At 61.2% G+C, this 25,073-nt stretch carries 19 protein-coding genes; 4 read left to right on the forward strand and 15 right to left on the reverse strand.

Going from position 1 to position 25,073, the window contains the following annotated elements:
* Window position 1 precedes the first annotated feature (1 nt).
* The gene (locus ROSERS_RS09805) at window positions 2-2,800 is read left to right on the forward strand and encodes a VWA domain-containing protein (RefSeq protein WP_011956626.1); all 2,799 of its coding nucleotides are present in this window, start codon (window positions 2-4) and stop codon (window positions 2,798-2,800) included.
* A gap of 5 nt (window positions 2,801-2,805) precedes the next feature.
* Here ROSERS_RS09805 and ROSERS_RS09810 read toward each other — a convergent pair whose 3' ends face one another.
* The 5 genes from ROSERS_RS09810 to ROSERS_RS09830 form a co-directional block, all read right to left on the reverse strand.
* Window positions 2,806-3,840, reverse strand: coding sequence for a homoserine kinase (locus tag ROSERS_RS09810; RefSeq protein WP_011956627.1), 1,035 nt, complete (start codon window positions 3,838-3,840; stop codon window positions 2,806-2,808).
* A gap of 179 nt (window positions 3,841-4,019) precedes the next feature.
* Window positions 4,020-4,517, reverse strand: a complete 498-nt coding sequence (locus tag ROSERS_RS09815; protein WP_011956628.1) for a flavodoxin family protein — start codon at window positions 4,515-4,517, stop codon at window positions 4,020-4,022.
* A gap of 672 nt (window positions 4,518-5,189) precedes the next feature.
* Complete coding sequence (locus ROSERS_RS25985) at window positions 5,190-5,804, reverse strand: hypothetical protein (protein ID WP_011956629.1); 615 nt, start codon at window positions 5,802-5,804, stop codon at window positions 5,190-5,192.
* Entirely contained in the window at window positions 5,801-6,223 is a 423-nt protein-coding gene (locus ROSERS_RS09825; protein ID WP_232282809.1) for a CBS domain-containing protein, read from the reverse strand. The genes ROSERS_RS25985 and ROSERS_RS09825 overlap by 4 nt, the downstream gene beginning before the upstream one ends.
* A gap of 36 nt (window positions 6,224-6,259) precedes the next feature.
* The gene (locus ROSERS_RS09830) at window positions 6,260-6,568 is read right to left on the reverse strand and encodes a hypothetical protein (protein WP_011956631.1); all 309 of its coding nucleotides are present in this window, start codon (window positions 6,566-6,568) and stop codon (window positions 6,260-6,262) included.
* Window positions 6,569-6,818: 250 nt separating this feature from the next.
* Between ROSERS_RS09830 and ROSERS_RS09835 the strand changes: the two genes are divergently transcribed.
* The 3 genes from ROSERS_RS09835 to ROSERS_RS09845 all read left to right on the forward strand — a co-directional run bounded on the left by ROSERS_RS09835 (window position 6,819) and on the right by ROSERS_RS09845 (window position 12,687).
* Window positions 6,819-8,210 (forward strand): sensor histidine kinase, encoded by a 1,392-nt coding sequence (locus ROSERS_RS09835; protein WP_232282810.1) that lies wholly within the window; start codon window positions 6,819-6,821, stop codon window positions 8,208-8,210.
* A gap of 573 nt (window positions 8,211-8,783) precedes the next feature.
* A complete protein-coding gene (locus ROSERS_RS24930; protein WP_011956633.1) occupies window positions 8,784-9,569 on the forward strand; it encodes a helix-turn-helix domain-containing protein in 786 nt (261 codons plus the stop codon).
* A 247-nt stretch (window positions 9,570-9,816) separates the two neighbouring features.
* Window positions 9,817-12,687, forward strand: a complete 2,871-nt coding sequence (locus ROSERS_RS09845) for a helicase C-terminal domain-containing protein (RefSeq protein ID WP_011956634.1) — start codon at window positions 9,817-9,819, stop codon at window positions 12,685-12,687.
* 61 nt (window positions 12,688-12,748) lie between these two features.
* Here ROSERS_RS09845 and ROSERS_RS09850 read toward each other — a convergent pair whose 3' ends face one another.
* The 10 genes from ROSERS_RS09850 to ROSERS_RS09890 form a co-directional block, all read right to left on the reverse strand.
* Complete coding sequence (locus tag ROSERS_RS09850; RefSeq protein WP_011956635.1) at window positions 12,749-13,054, reverse strand: DUF2442 domain-containing protein; 306 nt, start codon at window positions 13,052-13,054, stop codon at window positions 12,749-12,751.
* Window positions 13,055-13,065: 11 nt separating this feature from the next.
* Window positions 13,066-13,350, reverse strand: a complete 285-nt coding sequence (locus ROSERS_RS27370; RefSeq protein WP_011956636.1) for a DUF4160 domain-containing protein — start codon at window positions 13,348-13,350, stop codon at window positions 13,066-13,068.
* Between the two features lie 134 nt (window positions 13,351-13,484).
* On the reverse strand, window positions 13,485-14,618 hold the full coding sequence (gene bchI / locus ROSERS_RS09855; protein WP_049767586.1) for a magnesium chelatase ATPase subunit I: 1,134 nt from the start codon (window positions 14,616-14,618) through the stop codon (window positions 13,485-13,487).
* Window positions 14,619-14,629: 11 nt separating this feature from the next.
* On the reverse strand, window positions 14,630-15,931 hold the full coding sequence (locus ROSERS_RS09860; protein WP_011956638.1) for a BCD family MFS transporter: 1,302 nt from the start codon (window positions 15,929-15,931) through the stop codon (window positions 14,630-14,632).
* Window positions 15,932-16,056: 125 nt separating this feature from the next.
* Window positions 16,057-19,959, reverse strand: a complete 3,903-nt coding sequence (locus tag ROSERS_RS09865; protein ID WP_011956639.1) for a magnesium chelatase subunit H — start codon at window positions 19,957-19,959, stop codon at window positions 16,057-16,059.
* Complete coding sequence (gene acsF / locus ROSERS_RS09870) at window positions 19,956-21,071, reverse strand: magnesium-protoporphyrin IX monomethyl ester (oxidative) cyclase (protein WP_011956640.1); 1,116 nt, start codon at window positions 21,069-21,071, stop codon at window positions 19,956-19,958. The genes ROSERS_RS09865 and acsF overlap by 4 nt, the downstream gene beginning before the upstream one ends.
* A gap of 61 nt (window positions 21,072-21,132) precedes the next feature.
* Window positions 21,133-21,462: a hypothetical protein gene (locus tag ROSERS_RS09875; RefSeq protein WP_041333426.1), complete on the reverse strand. Its 330-nt coding sequence runs from the start codon at window positions 21,460-21,462 to the stop codon at window positions 21,133-21,135.
* A gap of 213 nt (window positions 21,463-21,675) precedes the next feature.
* Complete coding sequence (gene bchM / locus ROSERS_RS09880) at window positions 21,676-22,383, reverse strand: magnesium protoporphyrin IX methyltransferase (protein WP_041335087.1); 708 nt, start codon at window positions 22,381-22,383, stop codon at window positions 21,676-21,678.
* Window positions 22,380-23,201 carry a ferredoxin:protochlorophyllide reductase (ATP-dependent) iron-sulfur ATP-binding protein gene (gene bchL / locus ROSERS_RS09885; RefSeq protein ID WP_011956643.1) on the reverse strand — a complete coding sequence of 274 codons (822 nt, stop codon included), beginning with the start codon at window positions 23,199-23,201 and terminating at the stop codon, window positions 22,380-22,382. Before bchL ends, bchM begins: the two co-directional genes overlap by 4 nt.
* Window positions 23,202-23,221: 20 nt before the next feature.
* The gene (locus ROSERS_RS09890; protein WP_011956644.1) at window positions 23,222-24,928 is read right to left on the reverse strand and encodes a ferredoxin:protochlorophyllide reductase (ATP-dependent) subunit B; all 1,707 of its coding nucleotides are present in this window, start codon (window positions 24,926-24,928) and stop codon (window positions 23,222-23,224) included.
* Window positions 24,929-25,073 lie beyond the last annotated feature (145 nt).

Here is a 25,073-nt window from a genome sequence, read left to right on the forward strand (position 1 = left end):
TATGAACGTTTCGTTCATTCATCCCGATGCCCTCTGGCTCTTGATCGTGTTGCCGCTGCTGTGGGGCGTTGCGTTGATCGCGCCGTCGACCGGCACCGCCTGGCAGCGGCGGATCGCGCTGATCCTCCGCACCCTGATGGTTCTGGCGCTCATCGGTGCGCTTGCAGGCGCGCAGGTTGTGCAACCTCCCGCTTTCACCACCACTATTTTTCTCCTCGATGGCTCGGATTCGGTTGCAGTGTCGCAGCGTGTCCGCGCCGAGGCGTTCATCGCACAGGCGCTGGCGTCGATGCCGCCGGATGATCAGGCTGGCGTGGTGGTCTTCGGGCGGGAAGCGCTGGTTGAGCGTATGCCGTCGCCGGAACGCACCTTTGGCGCACCGGCGGTGCGTCCGTCTGGCAGTGCAACCAGTATTGCCGATGCGTTGCAACTCGGTATGGCGCTGCTTCCCGCCGAAGGGCATCGACGGCTGGTGCTCCTTTCTGATGGCGGCGAAAATCGGGGGTCTGCCCGCGAGATTGCGCAACGCGCGGCGGTTGCGGGGATCCCTATCGATGTTGTGCCGCTCAGTGGCGTCGCTGATGGTCTCGATGCGCAGATTGTCAGTGTGACGCTGCCATCGACCGCGCGTGAAGGTCAGCGCCTGCCGTTGCGTGTCGATCTCGAAAGCAATGCGCCTGCCACAGGACGCCTGATCGTGACAGGACCTGATGGAGGAACGGTCGCAACCATACCGGTCGATATCGGCGCTGACCGGCAAACGATCTCCATCCTGCTTCCCGAAGCGCCGGCTGCATTCAATCGCTACACCGTGCGTCTCGATGTCCCCGGCGATACCCGCGCACAGAACAACGCGGTCGAAACCTTCAGCGTCGTCAGAGGCAGACCGCGCGCGTTGCTGGTTGCGCAGTCGCCCGAAGATGCAGCCGGTCTGGAACGTGCGCTGCGCGCCGCCCAGATAGATGTCGCCGTCGTCGCGCCAGCGGCAATGCCCGATACGCTGCTGGCGATGAGCCAGTACGATGCCATTGCTCTGGTGAATGTCCCCCGTCGTGCGTTCTCCGAATCGACGCTGCAACACCTGGCTACATACGTCCATGATCGCGGCGGCGGTCTGATCATGGTCGGCGGACCACGGTCGTTCGGTCCAGGCGGCTGGCGTGGTACGCCAGTCGAAGCGGCGCTGCCGGTGACCATGGACATTCCCATCTACCGCACAATGCCGCCGGTCAGTGTGGTGATCGTCATCGATATTTCAGGCAGCATGGCGATGACCGAGGATGGCATTCCCAAACTGTCGCTGGCGCTCGATGGTGCGCGACGGATTGCATCACTGCTGCGCGACGAGGATGAACTGACCATTCTTCCATTCGATGACCGTCCGGGGGTCGTCGTCGGTCCGCTTCCGGGATCGCAGCGCGACAAAGCCATCGAACAGATGAGTCAGGTGCGCCTCGGCGGAAGCGGTATCAACATCCATGATGCGCTCGTGGCGGCGGCGAGGTACGTTCGCGCCAGTGACCGCCCCATTCGCCATATCATCACGATCACCGATGGCAATGATACCGTGCAGCAGGAAGGCGCGCTCGACATTGTGCGCGCGCTGCGCGATGAGCGCGTCACCCTGACCTCGATTGCCGTCGGGCAGGGCAGCCATGTGCCGTTCATCCGCGATATGGCGGCGGTCGGCGGCGGGCGCACCTTCCTGACCGAACGCGCCGCCGATCTTCCCGACCTGTTGTTGGATGAGGCGGAAATGATCATTCAACCTTCGATCATTGAAGGGGTTGTCACACCGTTGCGCGGCGCGCCGCATCCTGCGATCCGCAGCATTGACGCAGCGCCCGTTCTGTATGGCTATGTTTTGACGACGCCGCGTGACACCGCGCAGGTGGCGCTCGTCACCCCGGAGGGGGATACGTTGATGGCAGCGTGGCAGTATGGTCTGGGACGCTCAATCGCCTGGACGAGCGATTTCAGCGGGCGATGGGCGAAGGAGTGGGTGGCGTGGGATCGGTTCCCGCAGTTCGGCGCGCACCTCTTCAACTGGCTCCTGCCGCCGCAAACCGATGATGTTCTGAGCATTGCAACGCACCCATCGGGCGACACGCTGACGATCGAGACCATTGCGCGGAGGCCCGATGGGTCCCCATGGAGCGGCTTACTCGTCTCTGTGCGTCTCATCGCGGCTTCTGGCGAGGTTATCGAAACCGTGCTGCGTGAAGTCAGCCCTGGTCAATACCGCGCTGCTCCGGATGGCGTGCCGCCTGGAGCGTATCTGGTTCAGGCGACCGCGCAGGACAGCCAGGGCGCGCTGGTCGCGGCAGTGACGGGCGGGGCGGTCATGCCGCTCAGTAGGGAGTATCGCAGCCAGGCGGGGAACCGCCATCTTCTCGAAGAACTGGCGCAGATCACCGGCGGGCGGCTTGATCCGCAACCACGCCAGGTGTTCGAGCGGGGTGGCGAAACGCGCGGCGCTGTGCGCGAGGTGGGCCTGCTATTGATCGTGCTGGCGCTGATCCTGCTGCCGCTTGACATTGCCGTGCGACGCCTGCCGCTCCAGCGCGGAATGATAGTCGCCGCGCTGCGGAAGGTCGGTCTGAGTGCACATACAGGGCAGTTCGAGACGCAGGCGGCGCCGGTTGCTGTTCCGTTCTCGCCGTCTCGCTCTGAATCGGCATCGCGTCCAGATCCAGCAGGGGAAGCACAGGTGCCCCCTGCTGAACTGGAACGTCTCCGCGCAGCGCAGGAAGCGGCGCGGCGGCGGCTACGCGGCGAAGATGCCGACGTGCGCCGCTGACCGATTCAGGCTGCCAGCGCCCCCGTGCGACCGATAGTTGCGTTGCTCCAGTGGTCGATCAGCGTGCTGGCGTGCTGCTGCATCCACGCCGAAAGACGCTTCCCCTGCGCCAGCACTGCCGCGTGGTAATCGGGCGCTCCTTCCGGCGTCGAGATGACACGTCCGAGTTCGCTGCGCAACCAGAGAACCTCGATCAGCACCGGCAACGCAGCGACTTCGCCAGGGAGCAGCGGCGCAATCTGCCCATAACTGCACACCAGGGTGATCGTCTGCGCAATATCCAGCGGACCGCGGAAGACGCCCCACGACGTCGCTTCAGATGGCAGCGGTCTGGTCGTAAACCCGACCAGCGCATCCGCAAGATCAACGATTCGCGCATCGTGTTCGACCTGGTCGAAATCGAGCAGCGCCACGACCCGATCACCGGCGAAGCGCACATTATCAGGGTGCATATCGCCGTGAATCAAGACCCGCGGCAACGCCGCGTAGACCTGATCGGGCATTGCACTGCGGAGTGCAGCCGCGCGGGCGTCGTACCAGGCGAGATCGGCGTGCAGTTCGCCCATCACGTCTCGTTCATACAGCGTCTCAGTCAACGCGGTAATACGCGCCGGTGCATAGCGGGGTAGCGTCTCGTTCCCGGGAGGGGGAAATTCAGCAACCGCCTGGTGATAACAGGCGAGCGTTGCGCCAACCTCCGCGATCTGGCCGGGACGGTGCGGATCGAAATCCGTTCCGTGAACATACTCCTGAACTTCATAGATCCGCCCGTCAATAATAGTGACCGTTGATCCGCCAGCGTTCGGAACGAGACGCGCCGTGGGAAATGATCGCTGACAGAGATGATCGATCAGGCGATGCCGGTAGCAAATTGCAGCCAGTGAAAACCGGTGATGATTGCGGCGTACCACGAAGCGCCCGCATTTGGTGACGACGATGGCGGTCTCATTAACAAATCCGTGCCCTGCGGCTGCGATTCTTTCGACTGGTCCCAGGTTGTACCGGGACAAAACGTGTGTGATATCAGATGATGTCAGCATTGTTTTATGATGTGCCGGGGCGCTTCATTGCACTCAGATGCCCGTTCGCCTGCCGCAAGCGATGTCGGACGGGGAGCGGGGGCGTTATACCGGGTATTGTGCGGCGGCGGCTGAAGCGTTCGCCTCACAATGCCCGACGCTCTTCTGAGCGAGCGGTAAAGCCTGCGCTGCCTTTACCGCTATGACCACGGCAATATCTCCTGTTGCGCGCTAGTTTCAGGTTTTAATCGATCCATCAGCGCCTGTACGAACGCATTAATTTTGGCGCGTTCCACAGGCGTTATCCTTGACCATGGTACGAAATCCGGCACTGGCAGGATGACCCTCAACGGGGGAACAATCAGTCGCACACCGCGCTTCGTCAGCATGTTGACCAGTTCATCGACGCCGGATGGTCGTTCGTCCATGGTTTGCGTGCCAAAAACTGCTACTGCCATACGCTTGAGACGGCGTTCTGGAATGGTCTCGACCAGATGCCGCATGCGCCGGCTGGCGTGATGAGCGTGGGTGAAACTCCCCAGCACCAGCAGGTCACATCCAATGGTATCGCTGGCAGTTACAGCAACTACCGGCGCGCAGATCACGTGTGAAGCGCAGGACGAGATCTGGTCGGCGATGAGTCTGGCGATTTCGCGATTGTGCCCGAACCAGGATGCGTAGACGATCAGGGTTCGCATGGCATGCACCTCGGTTGCATTCGCACCTCATTGTGCTCCCTTTGAGCATACCATAGCGCCATTACGGTGCAGGCATGGTCTGGCAACTGCCTGTGAAGGTCTCATTACGCAGTGCGTTATCACCAGCGTGGAAGGTGAATATTTCTTTACGCAGTGCGTTATATTGCTTAACTCAGAATTGTCGTTTCTCAATGCCGCACTGCGGCATGGGAGTGCTATACTTATACTCGGTTGATGGACCTGTCGGGTTGGGCAAAGGCGGTTGGCGGAGAGCCGCGTTTGCCGTATCGCTCGGAGCGACGCCCGACTGAGCCGCAACCCACGGTGGCCGCCCCCCAAAGCCACGTGTACTGGCGTCGGCACCCCCGCCGGCGCCAGTTGTTTTTATAGCGGTTCTCAGATACGTTGAACCTTACTTCGTGCGCCTCCGGCGGGCTGATGGAGATTGAGAATGTATTCCGCTATCCCCCGCTAGCCGTGGGGCTGAAGCCCTCGGCTAGTCAAGGCGAAGCCCGCCTGCGCGGGCTATACCGGATTATTTCTTCAAAGACCATAAGCCCTGGCTGAGGTCGGGCAAGCCCTGCGGGCTGGATCAACCCAGGTTCCCCCGGCATATGGCAAAGGTAACTGAGACGCCAGCCCAGCAGGGCTTCCACGCGCTCAGGGAGGGCTTTAGCCCGCACGTGCTGCGATCGTCCGAGCAGGTTCAACCTCTATGAGAACCACTATAAGGGGCGCAGTCGGGGCGCAGCGGCGCAGTCGGGGCGCAGCGGCGCAGTCGGGGCGCAGCGGCGCGGCGGGGGGCGGATGGTAGGGGCGCAGCCACGCTGCGCCCGTACTGGCGGAGGGGGGCGCAGCGGCGCAGTCGGGGCGCAGCCACGCTGCGCCCGTACTGGCGGAGGGGGGCGCAGCGGCGCAGTCGGGGCGCAGCGCCGCTGCGCCCGTACTGGCGGCGGGGTGGCGCAGGGGCGCAGTCGGGGCGCAGCGGCGCAGTCGGGGCGCAGCGGCGCAGTCGGGGCGCAGCGGCGCGGCGGGGGGCGGATGGTAGGGGCGCAGCCACGCTGCGCCCGTACTGGCGGAGGGGGGCGCAGCGGCGCAGTCGGGGCGCAGGGGCGCGGCGGGGGGCGGATGGTAGGGGCGCAGCCACGCTGCGCCCGTACTGGCGGAGGGGGGCGCAGCGGCGCAGTCGGGGCGCAGCGGCGCAGTCGGGGCGCAGGGGCGCGGCGCCCGTACAGGAGGCGCAGCCGTGCTGTGCCTGGCGGGTATTCCCGCCCCGCATTCATTCATTCGGCGGCGACTTCGCGTTCGACCATGCGGCGGAACAGATCGCTCTCGGTGATGACCCCGACCACGCGATCCCCTTCGACGACCGGGACGCCGCTGATGCGATGGAGAAGCAGGAGTTGTGCAACCGCAATAATTGGCTCGTCGGGTCCGACGGTGATGACAGGGCGGGTCATGAAATCGCGCAAGGGAAGATCGGCAGCGCGGTGATAAAGATTGTATTCCCGCACATCGTGGGCATGCGAGGCGGAGATACGATTGATGTCGCCCTCGGTGACGATCCCGGTCAGGCGACCGGCGCTGTCCAGAACCGGCAGGCGACGGATACGGGATTTGTGCATGAGCCGTCGCGCTTCAGGCAGAGTCATCGTTTCGGGAGCACAGATCGGCGGCTGGCTCATCCAGTCACGTACTTTATCCATACTCTTCCACATATGAGCAATGTCGATCTGGCTGCCCTAGCCCCAGTGAATGCCGCTTTCGGAGGCATTGACCAGCTTTCCGTTGCGATCAAAGAGCAGGCGAATCGAATGCCGCACCGGACAGTCAATGATCGGGCATCGTCCACTGGCGGCATCCTCGGGGGGAACTTCGTATGGACACCCGTTCGCCCGGCATTGCTCGATTGAGACTGCATATCGCGGCGATCCAGGCGGTCCGTCGAGCAGATGGATGCGCAGCGGCGCCTCTTTCAGCGCTGGCTGATGTTCACTCAAATAAGCGCGGGCAACTTTGATCAGCGGATGTTGACGTTTTCTTCGCGGCATAGTCGTGCTCTCACAGATCGATCAATACACAGGGTAGCGATAGTGTACTTTTTTTGTACCGCACTACACGAGAAATCTTCTTGACTGCCCGTTGCTGTCTCACAACATTCCGTTTGCGACAGAGGCAAAGGTGTGATACGATGATGTTCAGTAAAAAGTTGCGCATATCAGGACAATGAAACAGCAATCTGTCTCTCCACGACGGGGGCGAACCTCGTCCGCCAATGGACAACAGGAAGAAGTTGCTCATTTGCGGGCTGAGCTGGCGGCGGCGCATGCGCGTATTGCGGAGCTGGACGCACAACTGGCTGCGTCTGTGCGACAGACACGCCTGGTCAATGAGCGCCTGAATACGATTCTCACGGTGAGCGCAGCATTGCTGATCACCCACGAGATAGATACGGTCATGCAGGTGGTGGTGCGCGAAGCAGTGCACCTGTTTCCCGATACCAGCGGTGCGTTACTGTTTCTGGTCGATCAGGCGGGAATGCGGTTGCGTCTCGCTGCGAGCAGCAGCGGGCAGACAGGCGTGCCTGTGCTGCGACCGGGTCAGGGTCCGGCGGGACGTGCGTTTCTTTCGCCTCGCGCCATGCTGATCGCTGGTCCGGCGCTCGAGGAGGCGCTGAGTGAACTGAGCGAGACGCAGCGTGCACAGGAACGCGGCGCTCTGACGTACTGGCCCCCAAGCAGCGCTTTGCTGACGCCGTTGCGGATCGAAGACACCCGGCTTGGTGCGCTGGTCGTGTATGGCAACCAGAATCCGCACCTGATCCATCCGCGTGATATTCCCTTCGCGCAGGCGCTGGCAGACCTGACGGCGGTGGCGATTGCAGAACATCGTCAGCGGACGCGGGCGGCGGCATTGCAGCGCGATCTCGATCAGACGCAGTCGCTGCACGCCGAGGCGCAGGCGCGCCTCAGTGCAGCGCAGGCGCAGTTGCTGCAAAGCGCAAAACTTGCCGCTGTCGGCGAACTGGCGGCTTCAGTGGCGCACGAAATCAATAACCCGCTCTACGCGGCGCGGAATAGCCTCTACCTGGTCGAACAGGATATGCCGCCCGATGCGCCGCAACGCCATTTCCTTACGATTGCCCAGAATGAGCTCGGTCGTATTGCGCGCATCATCACCCGCATGCGCGATTTTTATCGCCCGGCGCGGGATGAACTGGAGCTCACTGAGGTCAACGATCTGCTGGCGGAAACGATTGAACTGGTGCAGACCCATCTGCGTCATGGGCATGTGACGGTCACTGCCAGTTTCTGTCCGAATCTTCCGCTTCTGGTCGCCCACCCGGATCAGTTGCGTCAGGTCTTTCTCAATTTGATGCTGAATGCATGTGATGCCATGCCCAACGGCGGTCAGTTGCATATTTCAACCGAACTTTCCTGCCGTAACGAGCGGGATGAGCAGTGGGTCGTTGTTGCCGTGCGCGATACTGGCGTCGGTATCAATCCGGAACATATGCCGCATCTGTTCGAGCCGTTCTACACCACGAAACCGCAGGGCACGGGGCTTGGTCTGGCTATCAGCGCCCATATCGTGACGCAGCACGGCGGGCATATTCAGGTCGAAAGCACGCCGGGTGTCGGAAGTACGTTTACTGTTTTGCTCCCTGTTGATCGGGGAGTTGAGGAGGCCTGACACCAGGTTTGCACGCTGCCTGCGCAGCAACCCGCAGGTGGTTCTGCGGTTCGATCTGTTCTTCCGCGAGTTTGACGTGCTGCTCCTTCCTCTGCAATGACAGCGGCGTCGATTGAGAACCTGGAATCGGCGACCTGTGCGCCGACGATGACGCGATTCACTGCCTTCTTCAATCTGACCAGTCTGCCCGCCAATTCGCTTCCCTGTGACTGTGTTGCGCATGGAATGCCGATTGAGATGCAGCGTTGCCGGTCACCGGCGGAAAGCAAGGCGCCTGCGCGCAGCTCATGCCTGGGAACAGACCACCGCTCATCTGGCGCTCAGCGATGAAAAAAAGATGGGAACCTTTCTGGTAGAACATGATGCACGGTCTATCGGTGTTCGTTCACTCTCTGCGCTGTTTGCCACGGAGCGGGGGCGTCCCGCTCTCGGCTGCACAGGCGGGCTTCGCCTGGCATCGCCGAGGGCTTCTCGTAGCCGACAGGTGCAATGTTACAATATGTTAGCGCACCTCTGGAGGGTGCTTCGAGCGAACGGTGCAGGTGATCGACGCATGATCACCCGAAGGCGGCCTTGACCAGCGGGCAACGTGCCCGTGTCCAACACCTGCATCGTGCCGGGATGAGTCAATCCGCGTTGGCCCGTCAAGTTGGCGTGCATCGCCGCACGATCCAGCGCTGGATCGCCCGTCCGGACACCGCTGATCGCACCGGCGGGCTGCGCACCCATGGGCGGCGAGTCGTGACCGACGTCTATCGTGACGCCGTGATCGCGGAATGGCAGGCGCATCCCCGGCACGGCCCCAAACGCAGTGCGCAGGATTGGCGGCTGCGGGTTCCCACCGCCAACACCGCGACGGTCTGGCGCATCCTGCATGCCGCCGGGTTGACCCGATGCCCGCCCCAAAAAAAACGGCAGCGCCGCCCGATTCCGGTCGGACGCCATCGGGTCCAACTGGATATTCAGGAGTTGCCAGCGATTCGCGGGAGCCGCGGACGGGAGGACACGATCCGTCTGATTCCTCTGCGAACCCGGATGAAGTCCACGGAAATCCACCCCCCAGGCGCCAGTCGCCGGAGTGCCGGGGTGCTGCGCCGGGCGATTGGACGCTTGCCCCCGTTTCATCTGGCGGGAACGGATACTGCCATGGGCGTTACGATGGCGCACGCCCCGCATCCAGAGCGACGCACGGCCTTCGAACGAACGGTCGCCGACATGGGGGTGCGGCATTGGCGGATCACACCCCGATCGCCGTGGCAAAATGGCATCATTGAACGGAGCAATCGGACGGATACTGCGGAATGGTTCCATCAGCAGGAGTGCTCCTGTTCCGACCATCGTCGGTATGGGCATCGGTGATGGGAGATGTAGTCCAACGATCACCGGCCACAGCAAGGGCGCGATGGCGCCACACCGTTGGCGATCTTCCGTCGGTACTATCCGACTCCATGCCGCTGCCATGGGTGCGCTACCATAATGAAGCAGTACAGCTATCGACTACCACGGGCGCGCCCTTACCTTCTCACCTTCCACCTCTCCACCTGCAACGCTCAACGCCGTGCTATAATGTCTCCCCAGTTGGCGCATCGGCAGGCAGGGGCGCGTTATGAACCAGATCTACATCGCAATCGATGTCGAAACGACCGGGCTTGAGGCGGGGGTTGATGAGATTATCGAGATCGCTGCGGTCAAGTTCAACGCAGATGAGGTGCTCGAAACGTTCAGCACCCTGGTGCAACCGGTCCATTCACTCCCCCTTAATTCCAGCCGGTTGACAGGCATCACTGCAGATATGCTCGCCAGCGCCCCGCGCTTTGCCGAAGTTGCGCCACGTTTTGCCGCGTTCCTCAAGAATTACCCGCTCGTCGGGCACAATGTCGAGTTCGACCTGCGTATGCTGCGCGCTCAGGGGATGCGACTGCCCCAACCAGCATTCGATACGTTTGAACTGGCAACGTTGCTGATGCCGCGCACGCCAGCGTACCGCCTTAGCGCGCTCGCGGCAACCCTGGGTATTCATCACGATGAAGCTCACCGCGCGCTGAGCGACGCAGATGTAACCCGTCAGATCTTCCTCTACCTGCTGCGCCGGATTGAGGCGCTCCCCCTGGACGATCTCAATGAGATCATGCGCCTGACCAGCCAGATTGAGTGGGGTCTGCGGAGCCTGTTCGAGGAAGCGCAACGCGCAAAAGCGCGACGCGTCTTTGTGGACGCAATACCCATCCAGGCAGACCGTTACGACGATCGTGATGAGAAGATCGTGCCGCTGAAACCGACCGGTGATGAGCGCCCGATCGATCTGGCGGACATCCGTCGGTTCTTCAGTCCTGATGGCGCGCTCGGTCGCGCGTTTGCGGGGTATGAACAGCGCGATCAGCAGGTGCGTATGTCCGAAGCGGTCGCCGATACGTTCAACCAGGGAGGGGCGCTGATCGCCGAAGCCGGCACCGGCACCGGCAAAGGGCTGGCGTACCTGGTTCCTGCGGCGCTGCACGCTGCGCGCCGTGGCGAACGGGTGGTGATTTCGACCAATACGATCAATCTGCAAGATCAACTCTTCTTCAAAGACATCCCGGCGTTGCAACAGGTGATGTCCAACGGCGCCGACGAAGCGCCGTTCACTGCGGCGCTGCTCAAAGGGCGCAGCAACTATCTCTGTCTCAAGCGCTATAAAGACCTGCGCCGCGATCAGCGGTTGATGTCGGACGATGTGCGCGCGCTGCTCAAGGTGCAGTTGTGGCTGCCGACGACCGAAAGCGGGGATCGGGCGGAACTGCCGCTTCACGAGGGCGAGAATGCGTCCTGGAACAGGATGAGCGCCGCCTGGGAACAGTGCACCGGTCCACGGTGCAGCGAGTTTCAGCGCTGCTTCTTCTTCAAGGCGCGCAAACAGGCGGAAGCGGCGCACCTGGTGATCGTCAACCACGCGCTGCTCATGGCGGATCTGGCGGTCGAAAACGATGTCATCCCACCCTACGACTACCTCATCATCGATGAGGCGCACAATCTGGAAGACGTGGCTACCGACCAGTTGAGTTTCAATGTTGATCGTGAAGGATTGCTTGCATTTCTCGACGATATTTTCACCGAAGGGCAGGCGCAGGTGGTCGGCGGTCTGCTGAGCGAACTGCCCAACCACTTCCGCGAAAGTATGGCAACCCGCACCGACATCGACCGCGCCGATGCGATTGCCGATACGTTGCGCCCGGCAGTGGCGCGCGCGCGCGATGCGGTGTATGGGTGCTTCAATGTGCTGATGACATTCATCAAGCGCGAAGCCGAACTGACCGCCTATGACTCGCGGTTGCGCATCACCGATTCGCTGCGACGCAAACCGTCGTGGGCAGAGGTCGAACGCGCCTGGGACGCGCTCAGCGTGGCGCTCCACGCTGTCGGCGAGGGGCTGGGGCGTCTGGAGACGTTGTTGATCGACCTTAAGGATGCAGAATTACTGGAGTACGACGCCCTGATGCTACGGGTGCAGGCGCTCAGGCGCTACGCCACCGACGTGCGCGTCAATATCGGGCATATCCTGACCGGCGGCGCGGAAGAAAAGGTCACCTGGCTGACTCACGATCGTATGCGCGATACGCTGACTCTTTCCGCAGCGCCGTTGTCGGTCGCTGACGTGCTGCGCACCAACCTGTTCGAAGCGAAGACTGCGACCATCCTGACCTCGGCGACGCTGTCGGTCGGCGGCAACTTTGCCTTCATCCGTGAACGCATTGGTCTTGATCACGCCGAAGAGTTGACGCTGGACTCGCCGTTCGACTATACCCGGCAGGCGTTGCTCTACATCCCGCAGGATATTCCCGAACCAAACCAGAATGGCTACCAGCGGGCGCTGGAGCAGGCGATCATCGACCTGGCGCGCGCGACCGGCGGTCGAATGCTGGTGCTGTTTACCGCTACAAATGCGCTACGCCAGACGTACCGCGCCATCCAGGAGCCGCTGGAAGATGCAGGGATCGCGGTGCTCGGTCAGGGGATCGACGGTTCGCGCCGCAGTCTGCTCGAACGTTTCAAGGAGTTTCCCGGTACCGTGCTGCTCGGCACGTCGAGTTTCTGGGAAGGGGTTGATGTCGTCGGCGATGCGCTCTCGGTGCTGGTGATCGCCAAACTCCCTTTCAGCGTGCCCACCGACCCGATCTTTGCAGCGCGGTCGGAACAGTTCGACGATCCCTTCAACCAGTATGCAGTGCCACAGTCGATCCTGCGCTTCAAGCAGGGGTTCGGGCGCCTGATCCGTTCCAGAGAGGATCGCGGCGTGGTGGCAGTCCTCGACCGTCGCCTGCTGACGAAGAAGTATGGACAGATGTTCCTTGAGTCGCTGCCGCATACCACCGTGCGCAGCGGACCGTTGCAACGCCTGCCCGATCTTGCGAAACGCTTCCTGGCGGTCGGCAACGGTGCGATCAACGGCGCTCCCGGCGCAACGGCAACCGCTTCTGAAATGAAACGCACGCAGCGATAAACGTGAGCATAGACCTCAGGGTTCAGCGGAACGGCGTCGGGTGAAGGCGCATGTTGGACGGCTACTCGACCTTTGCCATCATTGTGGCCCAGCGCTCTGCCATTCGCTTCATCTCATCTGCATATTTTGGCCAATTGTACAATGTCTCCGGGTCAAAGTCCGCCCCATTTGGCCATACCAGTGTGTGTACTTCCGCGTCTATGTGAACCTGTTTGAACAGTTCTTCGTCCCGCAACATTCCATACACCGGTCCTTCCAACACTGGCTCGAAATTGATCTCTCGAACCATTCCATCATCAAAAGCGATGCGTAATGTGTAGGGACCTGTGATTTCAAATCCAATCACCCGGCAGATCAAGTGTTCCATTTTTCACTCCTTTAGTGCAGTGGCGCTATCTTATGCGGCGCCTGTCCTGCCTGCAACCGCTCCCAACTCTCTCGTAGTTCGCCTTGATGCAATTCCGCCCATGCCTCCACAAGCCGTTGTTGTCTACGAGGCAACTCACCACTTATCCTCTCTATTGGGTCAATGCTGTATACTGCTGCATGGTTCTGGTAATACACGTGGAAGTGGGGAACATGGTGGGGCACGCCCGGCTCCACATACATGCGGATGATGATACCGAAGAAGCGCGCAAGTTCAGGCAAGGCAGCACTCCACAATTCTGCATCATCATTTCCCTGAACGACTTATAACCTTTGAGTGCGCTACGTTCCAGCATCCGCGGAGGCATAGGCAAACCCTTTCCAGATGATGCTTCCTTCAAGTGTACCACGGATCGGGTTTGCCTGGATATTTACGCCCGCGCTGCCGCACCGATCGTCTCCGCGACGGCGCGCTCGATGCGTGTATCGTCGCCGGAGGTCTCGAGCGGATCTTTGCGCAACCGGTGACGCAGTGAGAGGGTCGCAACCCGCGCGATGTCAGACGGTTGGGCGCTGTCGCGTCCCTCGAACGCCGCCAGCGCCACGGCTGCACGCGCCAGCGTCAACTCGCCGCGGTGACCGTCGATGTTCAGCGCGACACACAAACGCGCTGCCGCGTACAATGCCTCATCGGTCAGTTCAACGGAACTGAGACGCTTCTGCGCTGCGCGAATGCGCCGCTGGAGGCGCTGCTGTTCCCGCTCCCACTGTTGCGCAAAGGCAACTGGATCGGCGTCGAACGCGCGCCGGCGCTTGACAATCTCAACCCGCTCCGCCACATCGTCGATGGTCGTGATCCGCGCATGCAGCCCGAACCGGTCGAGCAGTTGCGGGCGCAGGTCACCCTCCTCCGGGTTGCCGCTGCCGACGAGCACAAAACGCGCCGGGTGCCGTACCGAAATTCCTTCACGTTCGACGACATTGACCCCGCTCTGCGCCACATCGAGCAACAGATCGACCAGGTGATCTTCGAGCAGGTTCACTTCATCGATGTACAGAAAGCCACGATTGGCGCGCGCCAGCAATCCCGGCGCAAATGCCTGCACTCCTTCGACCAGCGCACGCTCGATGTCGAGTGCGCCGACCACCCGATCCTCAGTTGCACCAAGCGGCAGATCAACCACCGGAACCGGGCGCAGGATCGAGGGCGGGCGTTTCGCGCCAGCGCGCCGCTTCTCCTGCCCGTTCTTTGTTGTGTGCTGATCGGGTGCAGAGCAGTGTGGACAGATTGGCGATGGCGCTGCCGGATCGCATCCGTAGGGGCACCCGGCGACGGCGCGCTGCGGCGGAAGGAGCGCAGCCAGCGCGCGCACCGCTGTGCTCTTTGCTGTTCCGCGATGCCCCATGACCATAACGCCGCCTATCGTTGGATCAATCACACAGAGGAGCAGCGCGAGTTTCAGTTCCGCCTGACCGACAATCGCAGTGAATGGATAGACCGGCAGCGTTGTGGGGACGCTGTCGGTCTCCCTGCCATTATGGGTTTCAGATGATGATCCTGTCATATGCATTCAGATCAGGCATCGCCAGTGATCGCAACCAGTTCGGTCAGCGACGGTTGGCGGCTGCGGAAGGCGGTCACATCGATTCGCTGTAATAATACCAGAGAAATGCCCAGCAGCATTGCCTCGATCAGGAAGACGCTGACATAGCCGCTGACGGCGCTGCCGCTCATATGGGCAATGACATCGCGCATCACGCCGCCAAGCAACGTGCCGACGCCACGGGCGATTGCATCTGCCACACCCCACGCACCGATGAACAAGCCGACCTGCTCGGCTGTTGTCATATCGAGCATCAGCGCCAGGTTGGTCGTGGTGGCAATGCCGGTGCCGAAACCAAGGAGCAGGATTCCAGGGATGAACATGGCTTCGATGGCGAGCATGCCGCTCAGCGCAATCAGCAGGAAGCCGGTTGCGGCAATCGAACCGCCGATCATCGCGCCGCGCTTCTTGCTGATCCAGCGACTGAGCACCGCACCGTACAGCAGTAATGCCGTCAATGTGGCGCCGCCCCACATCGCGGTCAGTTGCGTCGTTTCTTTGACATTCATTCCGAATGCCTGCGCGCCAAACGGCTCGAGCAGAACATCCTGCCCCAGGATCGCCGCCAGCAGCATGATGAGATAGACGAAAAAGAAACGTGCCTGCGGATTGCCGATAATGGCGCGGATGGCTGCCATCTGCCCGGCGCGGCTCTGCTGCACGGTCGCCGTTGTGCGGCGCGGCTCGAGACCGATCAACCCCACAAGCGCCAGCGCCAGCGCCACGCCGCCTGTCTCCAGAAAGACGGTGAAGAGACGCTCTTCGCTGTACGGCTCCAGCGCACGCCCAACGACAATCGCCGTCACTATGACGCTGGTGATCATCATGAACCACATGATCGCAACAGTCCGCGAACGCTGCTGCTCAGTGGACATATCGCTGGCGAGCGACAGGTAGGCGACCACTGCGAGATTGTATCCAACGCCCCACATCCCAAACAGCAGAACCGCCAGCGGCACGCCGATCAGCGGCTCCCGCGCCAGCGCCAGCGCGGCGTGCGGCGCCAGGGCAGCGCCTGTGATGGCGAGCAATGTCCCCAGTGCGATATACGGCGTGCGTCGGTACCCGAAGATCGGGTGGGTGTCGGAGTATTGCCCGATCCAGACCTGCGCTGGCGACAGCACGTAGGGCAACACGACCAGCACGGCAACAATGCTCGCCAGAATGTTCAGATCGTGGATCATGATCCGGTTCAGCACGCTGTTGATCAGCACGAACGTCATCGCAATCGCAACGTGCAGCAATCCCAGACGAATGTTCTTGAACAGCGTCATCGCGCGCTCCTTTCATTCCTGGCGTTGAACGTTCAACGTTGTAATGTTCAACGCTTAACGTTAACCTTTCATTCCTGGCGTTCAACGTTCTAACGTTCAACGTTCAACGTTCTAACGTTCAACGCTCAACATCCAACCGCAACCCCTTCCAGCCGATCCTCAAGATCCGCATAAATGGCTTGAAGCGCTTCGAGGGTTGCTTCATCCGCATTCCAGAACCCACGACTGTGCGCTTCGAGCAGTCTGCCGGCGATAGCTGTGGCAGCATGCGGGTTGAGGCTTGCCAGTCGCTCACGCATGGCTTCATCGAGGATGAAGGTTTCCGCCACTCCCTGATACACCCACCCCTCGACGGCATCGGCGGTGGCGCTCCAGCCATAGGTGTTGCTGACGCGCGCTTCGATTTCGTGCACCCCCTGATAGCCGTGCGCCAGCATTGCCTCGAACCACTTCGGATTCAAGAGTTTGGCGCGGGTTTCAATACGCACCTGTTGCTCCAGCGTACTGATGCGCTCGCCGGTGGTCGCCAGCGCCTCGGCGACCAGGACGCGCGGGCGGGCGCCGCGCAGTTTCTCGACGCTCTTCGTTACGCCACCCAGATATTCGTAGTAGTGATCGATGTCGCTGATCCCAATCTCGAAACTGTCCACATTCTGGAAGGTGGCGTCAACTGTCGCCAGCGCGCGTTCCATGATGGCGCGCGCATCACGCCATTCGCCGCGCGCGTCGAGCGTGAAACTCTTCCGTGCAACGAAGGCTTCGCTCATTTCGGCATCGCTGTTCCAGGTGCTGCTTTCCACCAGGTGATTGACATTCGCGCCGTAACTCCCCGGCGCATTCGAGAATACCCGGATGGCAGCGTCATCGAGACTGATGCCGAGTTCCGCGGCATGCGCGAGCGCATGTTTGCGCACATAATTCCACTCTGGCGGTTCATCGGCGTGCGCCGCCAGTCGCGCCGCCTTATCCAGCAGGCGCATCTGGTGGGCGAACAGGTCGCGGAAGATGCCGCTGACGGTGATCACTGCATCGACGCGCGGTCTGCCCAGTTCTTCCAGCGGAATGAGCGTCACGTCGCTGACATTGCCGAGTTCGTCGGTGACCGGGCGCGCGCCCATGAGCGCCAGCGCCTGCGCCACACCTTCGCCGTCACTCTTCAGGTTATCGGTCCCCCACAGCACGATGGCAACGCTTTCCGGCATACGTCCCTGCTCGCGGGTCAGGCGCGCCAGCAGGTCGGCAACCAGACGTTCGCCGGTTGCCTGAGCCGCAGGCGTGGGCACACGATAGGGATCCAGACCGTGGATGTTGCGTCCGGTCGGCACGGCAGCCGGGTTGCGCACCACATCGTTGCCGGGCGATGGTGGAATGTAGCCGCCGTCCAGCGCGTGCAACAGGTTGCAGAGTTCGTGGTCGTGCACCATTCGGTCGAGCAGCGCTTCAAGATAGGCGCGGAACCGGCGCAGCGCATCAGTCGGCAGGTGTGCACGCTGTTGCAACAGGCGCTCGAATGTCGCAACCGGCGGAGACGCCGATGACTCCCGACTCCGATACTCGTCCACCAGCGCACGCACCGCATCGCGCACGATCGTATCGATCTGCTGAAAGGTCTCCTGGGCGCACGGATCGTGGCGCAGCGCCGCCTGCAAACGACCGTAATCGCGCCCCAGCGCCGCAGCCACCAGATGGGTCAGCGGATGTTCAACACCCGGCGGACGGGCGAATGCGGCAACCAGCGCCAGCACATCGGCAAGTTCGGCGGGATCGGGGTCCTTATCGAGAACGTGCAATCCCACCGGGATCATGCGCTGCTCGATCTGGATCAGTTCATGCGCCAGTGATGCCACATATGCTTCATCGTTTGCAGCATCGGGCGATTCGCTGCCAATGCCCAGTTGTTCCGCCTGTGCGCGAATATCCGCCAGCATACCCGGATCGGGTCGCGCGCGGTAAGCATCGAGCGTGTCTTTCAGGCGACGCAACCCTTTGTACAGACCCGCCTGCTGGAGCGGCGGGACCATATAACTCACCAGCGTTGCGGCGCTGCGTCGCTTTGCAATCGTGCCTTCGCTGGGGTTGTTGACGCTGTAGTAGTAGATGTTCGGCAACGGACCGAGCAACCGCATAGGCCAGCACTGCGCGCTGAGACCGGCTTGCTTGCCGGGCATAAACTCCAGCGCGCCATGGGTGCCGAAGTGCACCACCGCATGCGCGCCGAACACATGCGTCAGCCATGTGTAGAAAGCGGCAAACGCATGGTTGGGCGCCGCGTCCTTCGCCATCAGCAGACGCATCGGGTCGCGCTCATAACCGAACGAAGGCTGTAATCCGACGAACACATTCCCGAACATGTGACCACAAATGAAGAAATCGCGACCATCGTTTAGCAACTCGCCAGGCGCCGCGCCCCAGAACGGCTCGATAGCCGCGTATGCCGGGAAGAGCCGCCGGTAATCAGCGACGCTGAGACGGGCAGCCACATTGCCGGGCGTGCCAAAGAGTTCAGCGTTCTGCTGCACCACACGATAGCGCAGTTCGTCCGGCGTCTCTGGAACCTCGACCGTATATCCGGCGTCGCGCAACGCCAGGAGCAGACGATGGAGCGATGCAAACACATCGAGATACGCGGCAGTGCCAGCGTTGCCAAGATTCGGCGGAAAGTTGAAGAGCACCAGCGCCAGTTTTTTCGCATGGTTTGGCGTGCGTCGCAGCGCCACGTGCCGCTCGATCCGCCCGGCGGCAAGTTCAATCTGATCGGGCAACGGCACAAACTGATCACTACCGGCGGTCGGTCCGCCAAAAACCAGCGGCTCGGTCGCACTATCGAGTTCCGGCAGCGCCACATTCATCGCCACCTGAATCGGGGAGAGTCCGGCATCGTCGCGCTGCCACTCTTCGACTCGCTGGAAAGAGAGCGGCACCAGACTCAGATACGAAACATCGAGATCGCTGAGCGCTGCAACCGCTTCCTCTGGCTGGCTCGCCGCCATCCCGCCGACCAGGGCAAAGCCCACGCCGTTGACCAGCACATCGACCGTTGCCCGGCGGGGATGGCGGGGGGTCTTTGCAGCGCCGAACCAGTGGTGTTGCGCCTGGCGTTCCATAAAGAAACGCTCAATCGCCGGACGGAAATCGAGACCGGCAGCGTATGCCATGCGAACCTCGAGACCGCGCTGCTCCAGCGCCCGGTAGAGTGCGTGCAAATGCGCCATATTGCCGCTCAATGCCACCGTGCGCAACGTGAGCAGACCAACGGTTCCCTTGACCGTCTCGCCTTTGCGTCGTCTGGAACGTTGCGCCAGCCATTGTGCATACTCTCGCTCGTCACCGAACGGTTCCGGCGCATCGGGATGCAGCAGCGCCACATCGGGATACTCAATCGGCGGCAACACCTTCAGGCGCCCCTGATACCCCGGCACGTAGCGTTCGATCAGCATTGCCAGCATGCGGCGCAGATTTTCCGGCGAACTGTGCATCCAGTATTGATGAACGGCGATGTAGGTTGCCAGATCGCGCGCTTTTCCGGGAATATGCTGCAACACGCGTCCCAGGTTGCGCATCAGCGCCAGTTGCCGCTGCCCCTCGCCGCGCCCGTTCTTTGGACGGAACTTATGCATCCAGCGACTGAGCAGCGACGCCTCCTGCTCCTCCACTTTCTTCCGCAGATCGAAATGACCAATGCACGTCTTCCGGATCAGCGCCGGATTGCTCGTGATAATGCAGACCGGTGCATGCGCTCGTTCCAGCACACGCTCCAGCGGGCGAACAAACTCCTCGCCGAAGAGCATCGAGCCGAAGACGAAATCACACGCCGCCACATCATCCGCCAGGCGTTGCCAGTCCGCACCAGTGCGTAGCGCATTTGTGTCATAGCATCCCAGACTCAGTGCGATCCCCTCATCGCGGCGCAACAATTCCGCTCCTTTGCGCAACGCCGCGAAGTGATTCCCGTCCATGGTCAAAAAGATGAAGCGCATGGCAGAGTCCTTATGGTTACGTGATGGAATGCGGTGCATCCCATCATTCATGCGGATATGACCCGCTGATTGAGCGTTGCATCCTGTTTCCAACCCGGTCCAGGATAGTTTGGGAAGCCTTCAAGCCCCTGCCAGCGATTGGCGTCGGTGGTTGGCACGACCGGCAGGCGGTAGGTCGCCAGGAGACGCGCCGCAATCGCAGCGCCCAATCGCGCCCGCTGCGCGGTTGCAATCGGATCGCTGCGCCCTTCGAGCGCGCGTATCTGAGCGTCATACGTCACACATGCGTCGAGATGACGGAAGAAGCGTGGATCATCGACCGGCAGCGTCACCGGGAACACCTGCGTGGCGATATGGTTCGTCAGGCGGATCACCCGCTGATCATAGTCGCGCCAGTCGAGACCGAGCGCCTGGTAGAAACCGGCGCGACGGGCATCGTTCAGGTACATCGTGGCGTACACCGCAAGCAAGAAGAAGCGGATCCAGCGCAGATTGCCGCCACGTAGCAGATCCGGCTGGCTGCGCATCAAAAGTGAGAAAAACTCGCCGTGACGATACTCGTCGTTGCACCACTTCTCGAACCATTTGAAGATCGGATGGATCATGCCCTGCGGATATTTCTGCAAGTGACGATAAATCGTGATGTAGCGGGCGTAGCCGATCTTCTCCGACAGGTAGACACTGTAGAAGATAAACTTTGGCTGAAAATAGGTGTACTTCTTGCGCGTATGCAACACCTGCAGATTCATCTCGACACCCAGATCAGCCATGGTTTTATTGAGAAAACCGGCATGACGACCTTCATCACGGCTCATGCAGCGGAAGATTGCCTTGAGCGTTGGATCGTGCAGGTGCTTGACCATTTCCGCGTAGAGCAGACATCCGCTGAACTCCGCCGTGCAACTGCGTTCAAGGAACTCGATGAAGAGATCGCGCGCCGGCATATCGTCGAAATTCGCCAGAAACTCATCGTTGCGCACGAAATGCTTCCGGTTGTAATCAACCTCGAACTCATTGCGGATCCAATCGAACTCATCACGCATGTGCGCAACATTCAGCCGATCAATCGCGCGGAAGTCGGTCGTGTAGAAACGCGGGTTCAGGATCGCCTCACGCAACGCATGGCGCGTCGTCGGGGTGTATTCGCCGGGTATGTTCATCATTGTCGCTCTCTCCTCTTCGGAATACGTCGCTTCAGCGTTCGACCGGACGATCGTGCTGCGTTCATGGATGCTCGACCAGTTCGTTGATTTCGACCAGGCTGCTACGCCGCACCAGTTCACGTCGCAGGCTGCTCGCCTTGGTCAACCGGATACGGCTTGGATAGGTGATCTCGCCATTCGTCTGACCATGGGTTTTGGGAACCGTGAGAATTTCGAGCGTATCACCCGGCTCGATCTCCATGCCCTGCGGAAGATCGACGTGCAGATGGAAGTGTTCGTGTTCGCTCTGGAGGTGCACCACCCCTTCGCCTTCCAGGACAGTCTCACGGCGATACCAGAGCCATACTGCTCCGGCAACCAGCGCCAGCAGCGGCAGAAACCATCGCTTCATACGCCCTCGCATTCCTTTTCATTCCTAAAGATGTAGTTCATATTCGTTACTACAGGAACAATGAATAAAACTATTCACGTTCTTCACGACAGCAACGTTCATCAAGTGCAAGATGCCCTCGATCACAGGAGAAATGTGACCACAGACCACAGCGAAGACCTCAGAGGGTTCAATCTTCAACCTTCAACCTTCCCACCTTCAACCTTCCCACCTTCAACGTTCAACGTGCACCGCCTCGACCAGATTGACATGGTAGAACCCACTGCGGATCGGCTCGATCCGACCGACATGCAAGCCATGCGCACCGACTGCACGGCGAACATCGTCTTCACGGATCATCTGGATTTCGGTCCGGCGATTGGCACGTGGGAAGAACCCGCCGATCCAGTGCATTGCGGCGAGCAACGGTTCGTATGGCGCATAGGTGAACAGGAGCAAACCGCGCGTACAATCTGCCAGATGAGCGATCAACTGATCGAATGCCGGTTGAGGATAGTGAATCAGCACATCGAAGCACGCCACCACATCGAAGGTTCCGGCAACCGCATCAATGTCGCCGGTCAGACAGGTTACACGCTGTGCAACTCCTGCCGCTCGAACCCGTTCGGCAGTTGCGGCGGTCATCTGTGGCGCAATGTCCACCGCTGTCACACTGAAGCCGTGCTGCGCCAGCGTGGTGCTGAACATCCCCGTGCCGCACCCGGCGTCGAGCGCGTTCAGGGTATGCGGGTCGCGCCCGGTGGCGCTGACCCATTCGAGCAACCACGCTTCGGCGCGCGCCAGCATCCGGTTGTGCCCGACACGGATCGTGCGCCGGACGCGCGAAACCTCCGCTTCACCATAGATCGCACTCCAGCGCTGGAATCCGTCGCCATCAAAATAATCGCGCAACTGCTGCTTATGTTGAGATACGTCGGTCATCGCCATCCGCCGATCACATTGAAGATCTCACGATCACCCAGGGGCTTCGGAACGGTCGAGCGCGGACGATTCAGCAATTCCTCCGCCATCTCCAGGAAGGGTGCGGTGCATTCCTCCTTCCCTGGACCCTCCATCTCGAACAGGGTCTTGCCCATCAACCGCGAGCGCCGGATGAGATCGTGGTACGGCACCCGTCCAATGATGCGTGTGCCGACGGTTTCGGCAAACTGTTCCAGCAACGTCGTGCCGCCGCCAAGTTCGTAATCCACGCGATTGGCAATGATGCCGGCAAGTTCGACGCGGTAACGCGCGCTTTTCTGCTTGATCGCCAGGCACAGGCGGTTGGCGGCGAAAATGCTGTCGAAGTCGTTGCAGGCGATAATGATGCCGTAGTCCGCATAGTTCAGCGGCGCCGAGAACCCGCCGCACACCACGTCGCCAAGCACATCGAACACAATCACATCGTATTTGTCGTACAGCCCGAATTCGTGCAGCAGTTTGACCGTCTCGCCGACGACATAACCGCCGCAGCCGCTGCCAGCCGGCGGACCGCCCGACTCCAGCGTGTCCACCCCGGCAAAACCGGTATGCACCACATCCTCGACCGATACCTCTTCGTGGTGGAAATCAACTTCGGTCAACACATCGATGACCGTCGGTTGCAGCGTTCCGGTCAGGGCGAAGGTGCTGTCGTGCTTGGGATCGCAGCCGATCTGAAGCACCTTCGCGCCTTTGAGCGCCAGCGCCGCCGACAGGTTCGAACTGGTTGTGCTCTTGCCGATGCCACCTTTTCCGTAAATGGCAAGTGTGAGACTCATACCCTTCCTCCGCCTGTGTTTCAACCGCCCAATGCCTCTCGCGCTTCAACCAGAACCTCAGCGGTGATCGTTGCATACCCGTGCTGCATCGCGTACCGTTCGACGTTCTTTTGCACCCGTCCCCGCACGAAGAAGGGTATCTTCTTCAGCATCGCCTGTGCGTCTGGAGTCCAGACGGGGTGAACGGTAGAAGATGATGGTGTGGTTGCGCGATTGGATTCTTCCGTCACGACGCTCCTGGATGGAGCAGCCGAAGGTTCAGCGGCGCCGACGCTAACGCCTGCTTCCGGATGTCCGTTCGCCGATGCCCGGTTTTCGACTCTCAACTCCTGGTTTTCGGTTCGCGGTTCCCCGGTTTGCGGTTCGTCATAGTCCAGCCCTGCGTCGCCGAACATATCAATCAGATGCTTTTCCATGCCCAGCGTCGCTGTGGTGTAGACTGCGTCCGCCAGGACGTCGGCGCCATCGAAGCCGAGCACCGGTCGGTAGCTCAACAGATGGTTTTCGATATGCGTCGGCGGCGCGATCACCAGGCAGGGGATGTCGAGTTTGCGGCAGGCGTGGCGTTCCATCTGCGTGCCACAGACCAGTTCGGGCGACAGGTCGGCGATCCGTCGCGCGACATGCTGAAACACATCGGTCGCCAGAAAGGAAGATTTGGGCGATCCCGAATCATCGGGGGGCAGATACTCTTTGAGTTCCTGGTACACCCACTCTGCCTCTTCCTCCAGGTAGGTTCCCGCTCCGGCGATCTGCATGCCCAACTCGTCGCGCAGAAACTTCACCATGCCGACGGTATGGGTGGCATCGCCGAAGACAAAGGCGCGCTTCATGCTGTAGCTTTCCATGTCGGCAGTGCGCGCGAACCAGGGAACCGAACTCGGCGCGCTCATCCCGTCGAGTGAGAAAGCAGTCAGCGGCGGCAGGCGCAGCGGTGTTGACAGGCGTTGCAGGCGCGCACCGGCTTCATTCAGCGTCTCAACCAGTCGTCGGAGCCAGCGTAATGTCGGTTGCACCCCGATAGGAGCGTCGGTCAACGCCGGGATGCCGAACTGATCTTCGAGCCAGCGGGCGGCGTTCTGACCCAATTCACGGTACGGCGCAATTGTTGCCCATGCCGCCGGCAGACGCTCCAGATCGTGGATCGATGCGCCGAGCGGCGCCACCACGTTGATCTGCACGCCGAGTGTCGCAAGCATGCGCCGCAGGCAGATCAGGTCGCTGCGGTTGTGGAAGCCGAGCGACGCCGGACCGAGAATGTTGACAGACGGCGTCGGCAGCGGCGCCTGCGGGCGCGCAAAACGCTGCACCAGCGTCGTCAGCAGCCCATCGGCGGAACGAACCTCCTGCATCCGGTACGGATTGGCGTCATACACCAGCACCTCTGCGCTCGTTCCGGCGCTGCGCGCCATCCGTTCCAGGTCTTCCTGGAGCAGAATGGTCGAACAACTGGCGCACACGATGATCAGATCGGGATGAACCTGCGCATCGACAGCGCGCAGTGTTTCAGGGAGACGCACCGTACCCTGCGCCAGGTCGCGCCCGCTGACAATGCTGGTCGTCATCCGGGGGAAATCAGGGGTACGTTCCAGCATGGTGAAGATCGGATTGACGTAGTCATCTCCCTGGGGAGCGTGGAAGACAGCGTGCACCCCGCGCATGCTGTTGGCGATCCGCCCGACGCCGTGATGGGCAGTGCCCTGATACATCCAGAGAGCCAGTCGCATAGCAGTGTCCTTTGGTTCGCCACCCACGTGCGCGCCACTGGCGCGCCCCTACCGCCGCTTGCAACCTGCAACCCGTAACCCGCAACCCGTAACCCGCAACCCGTAACCCGCAACCTGCAACCCGTAACCTGCAACCTGCAACCCG

Origin of the sequence: Roseiflexus sp. RS-1 (assembly GCF_000016665.1) — a bacterium.
Taxonomy (GTDB): Bacteria; Chloroflexota; Chloroflexia; order Chloroflexales; family Roseiflexaceae; genus Roseiflexus.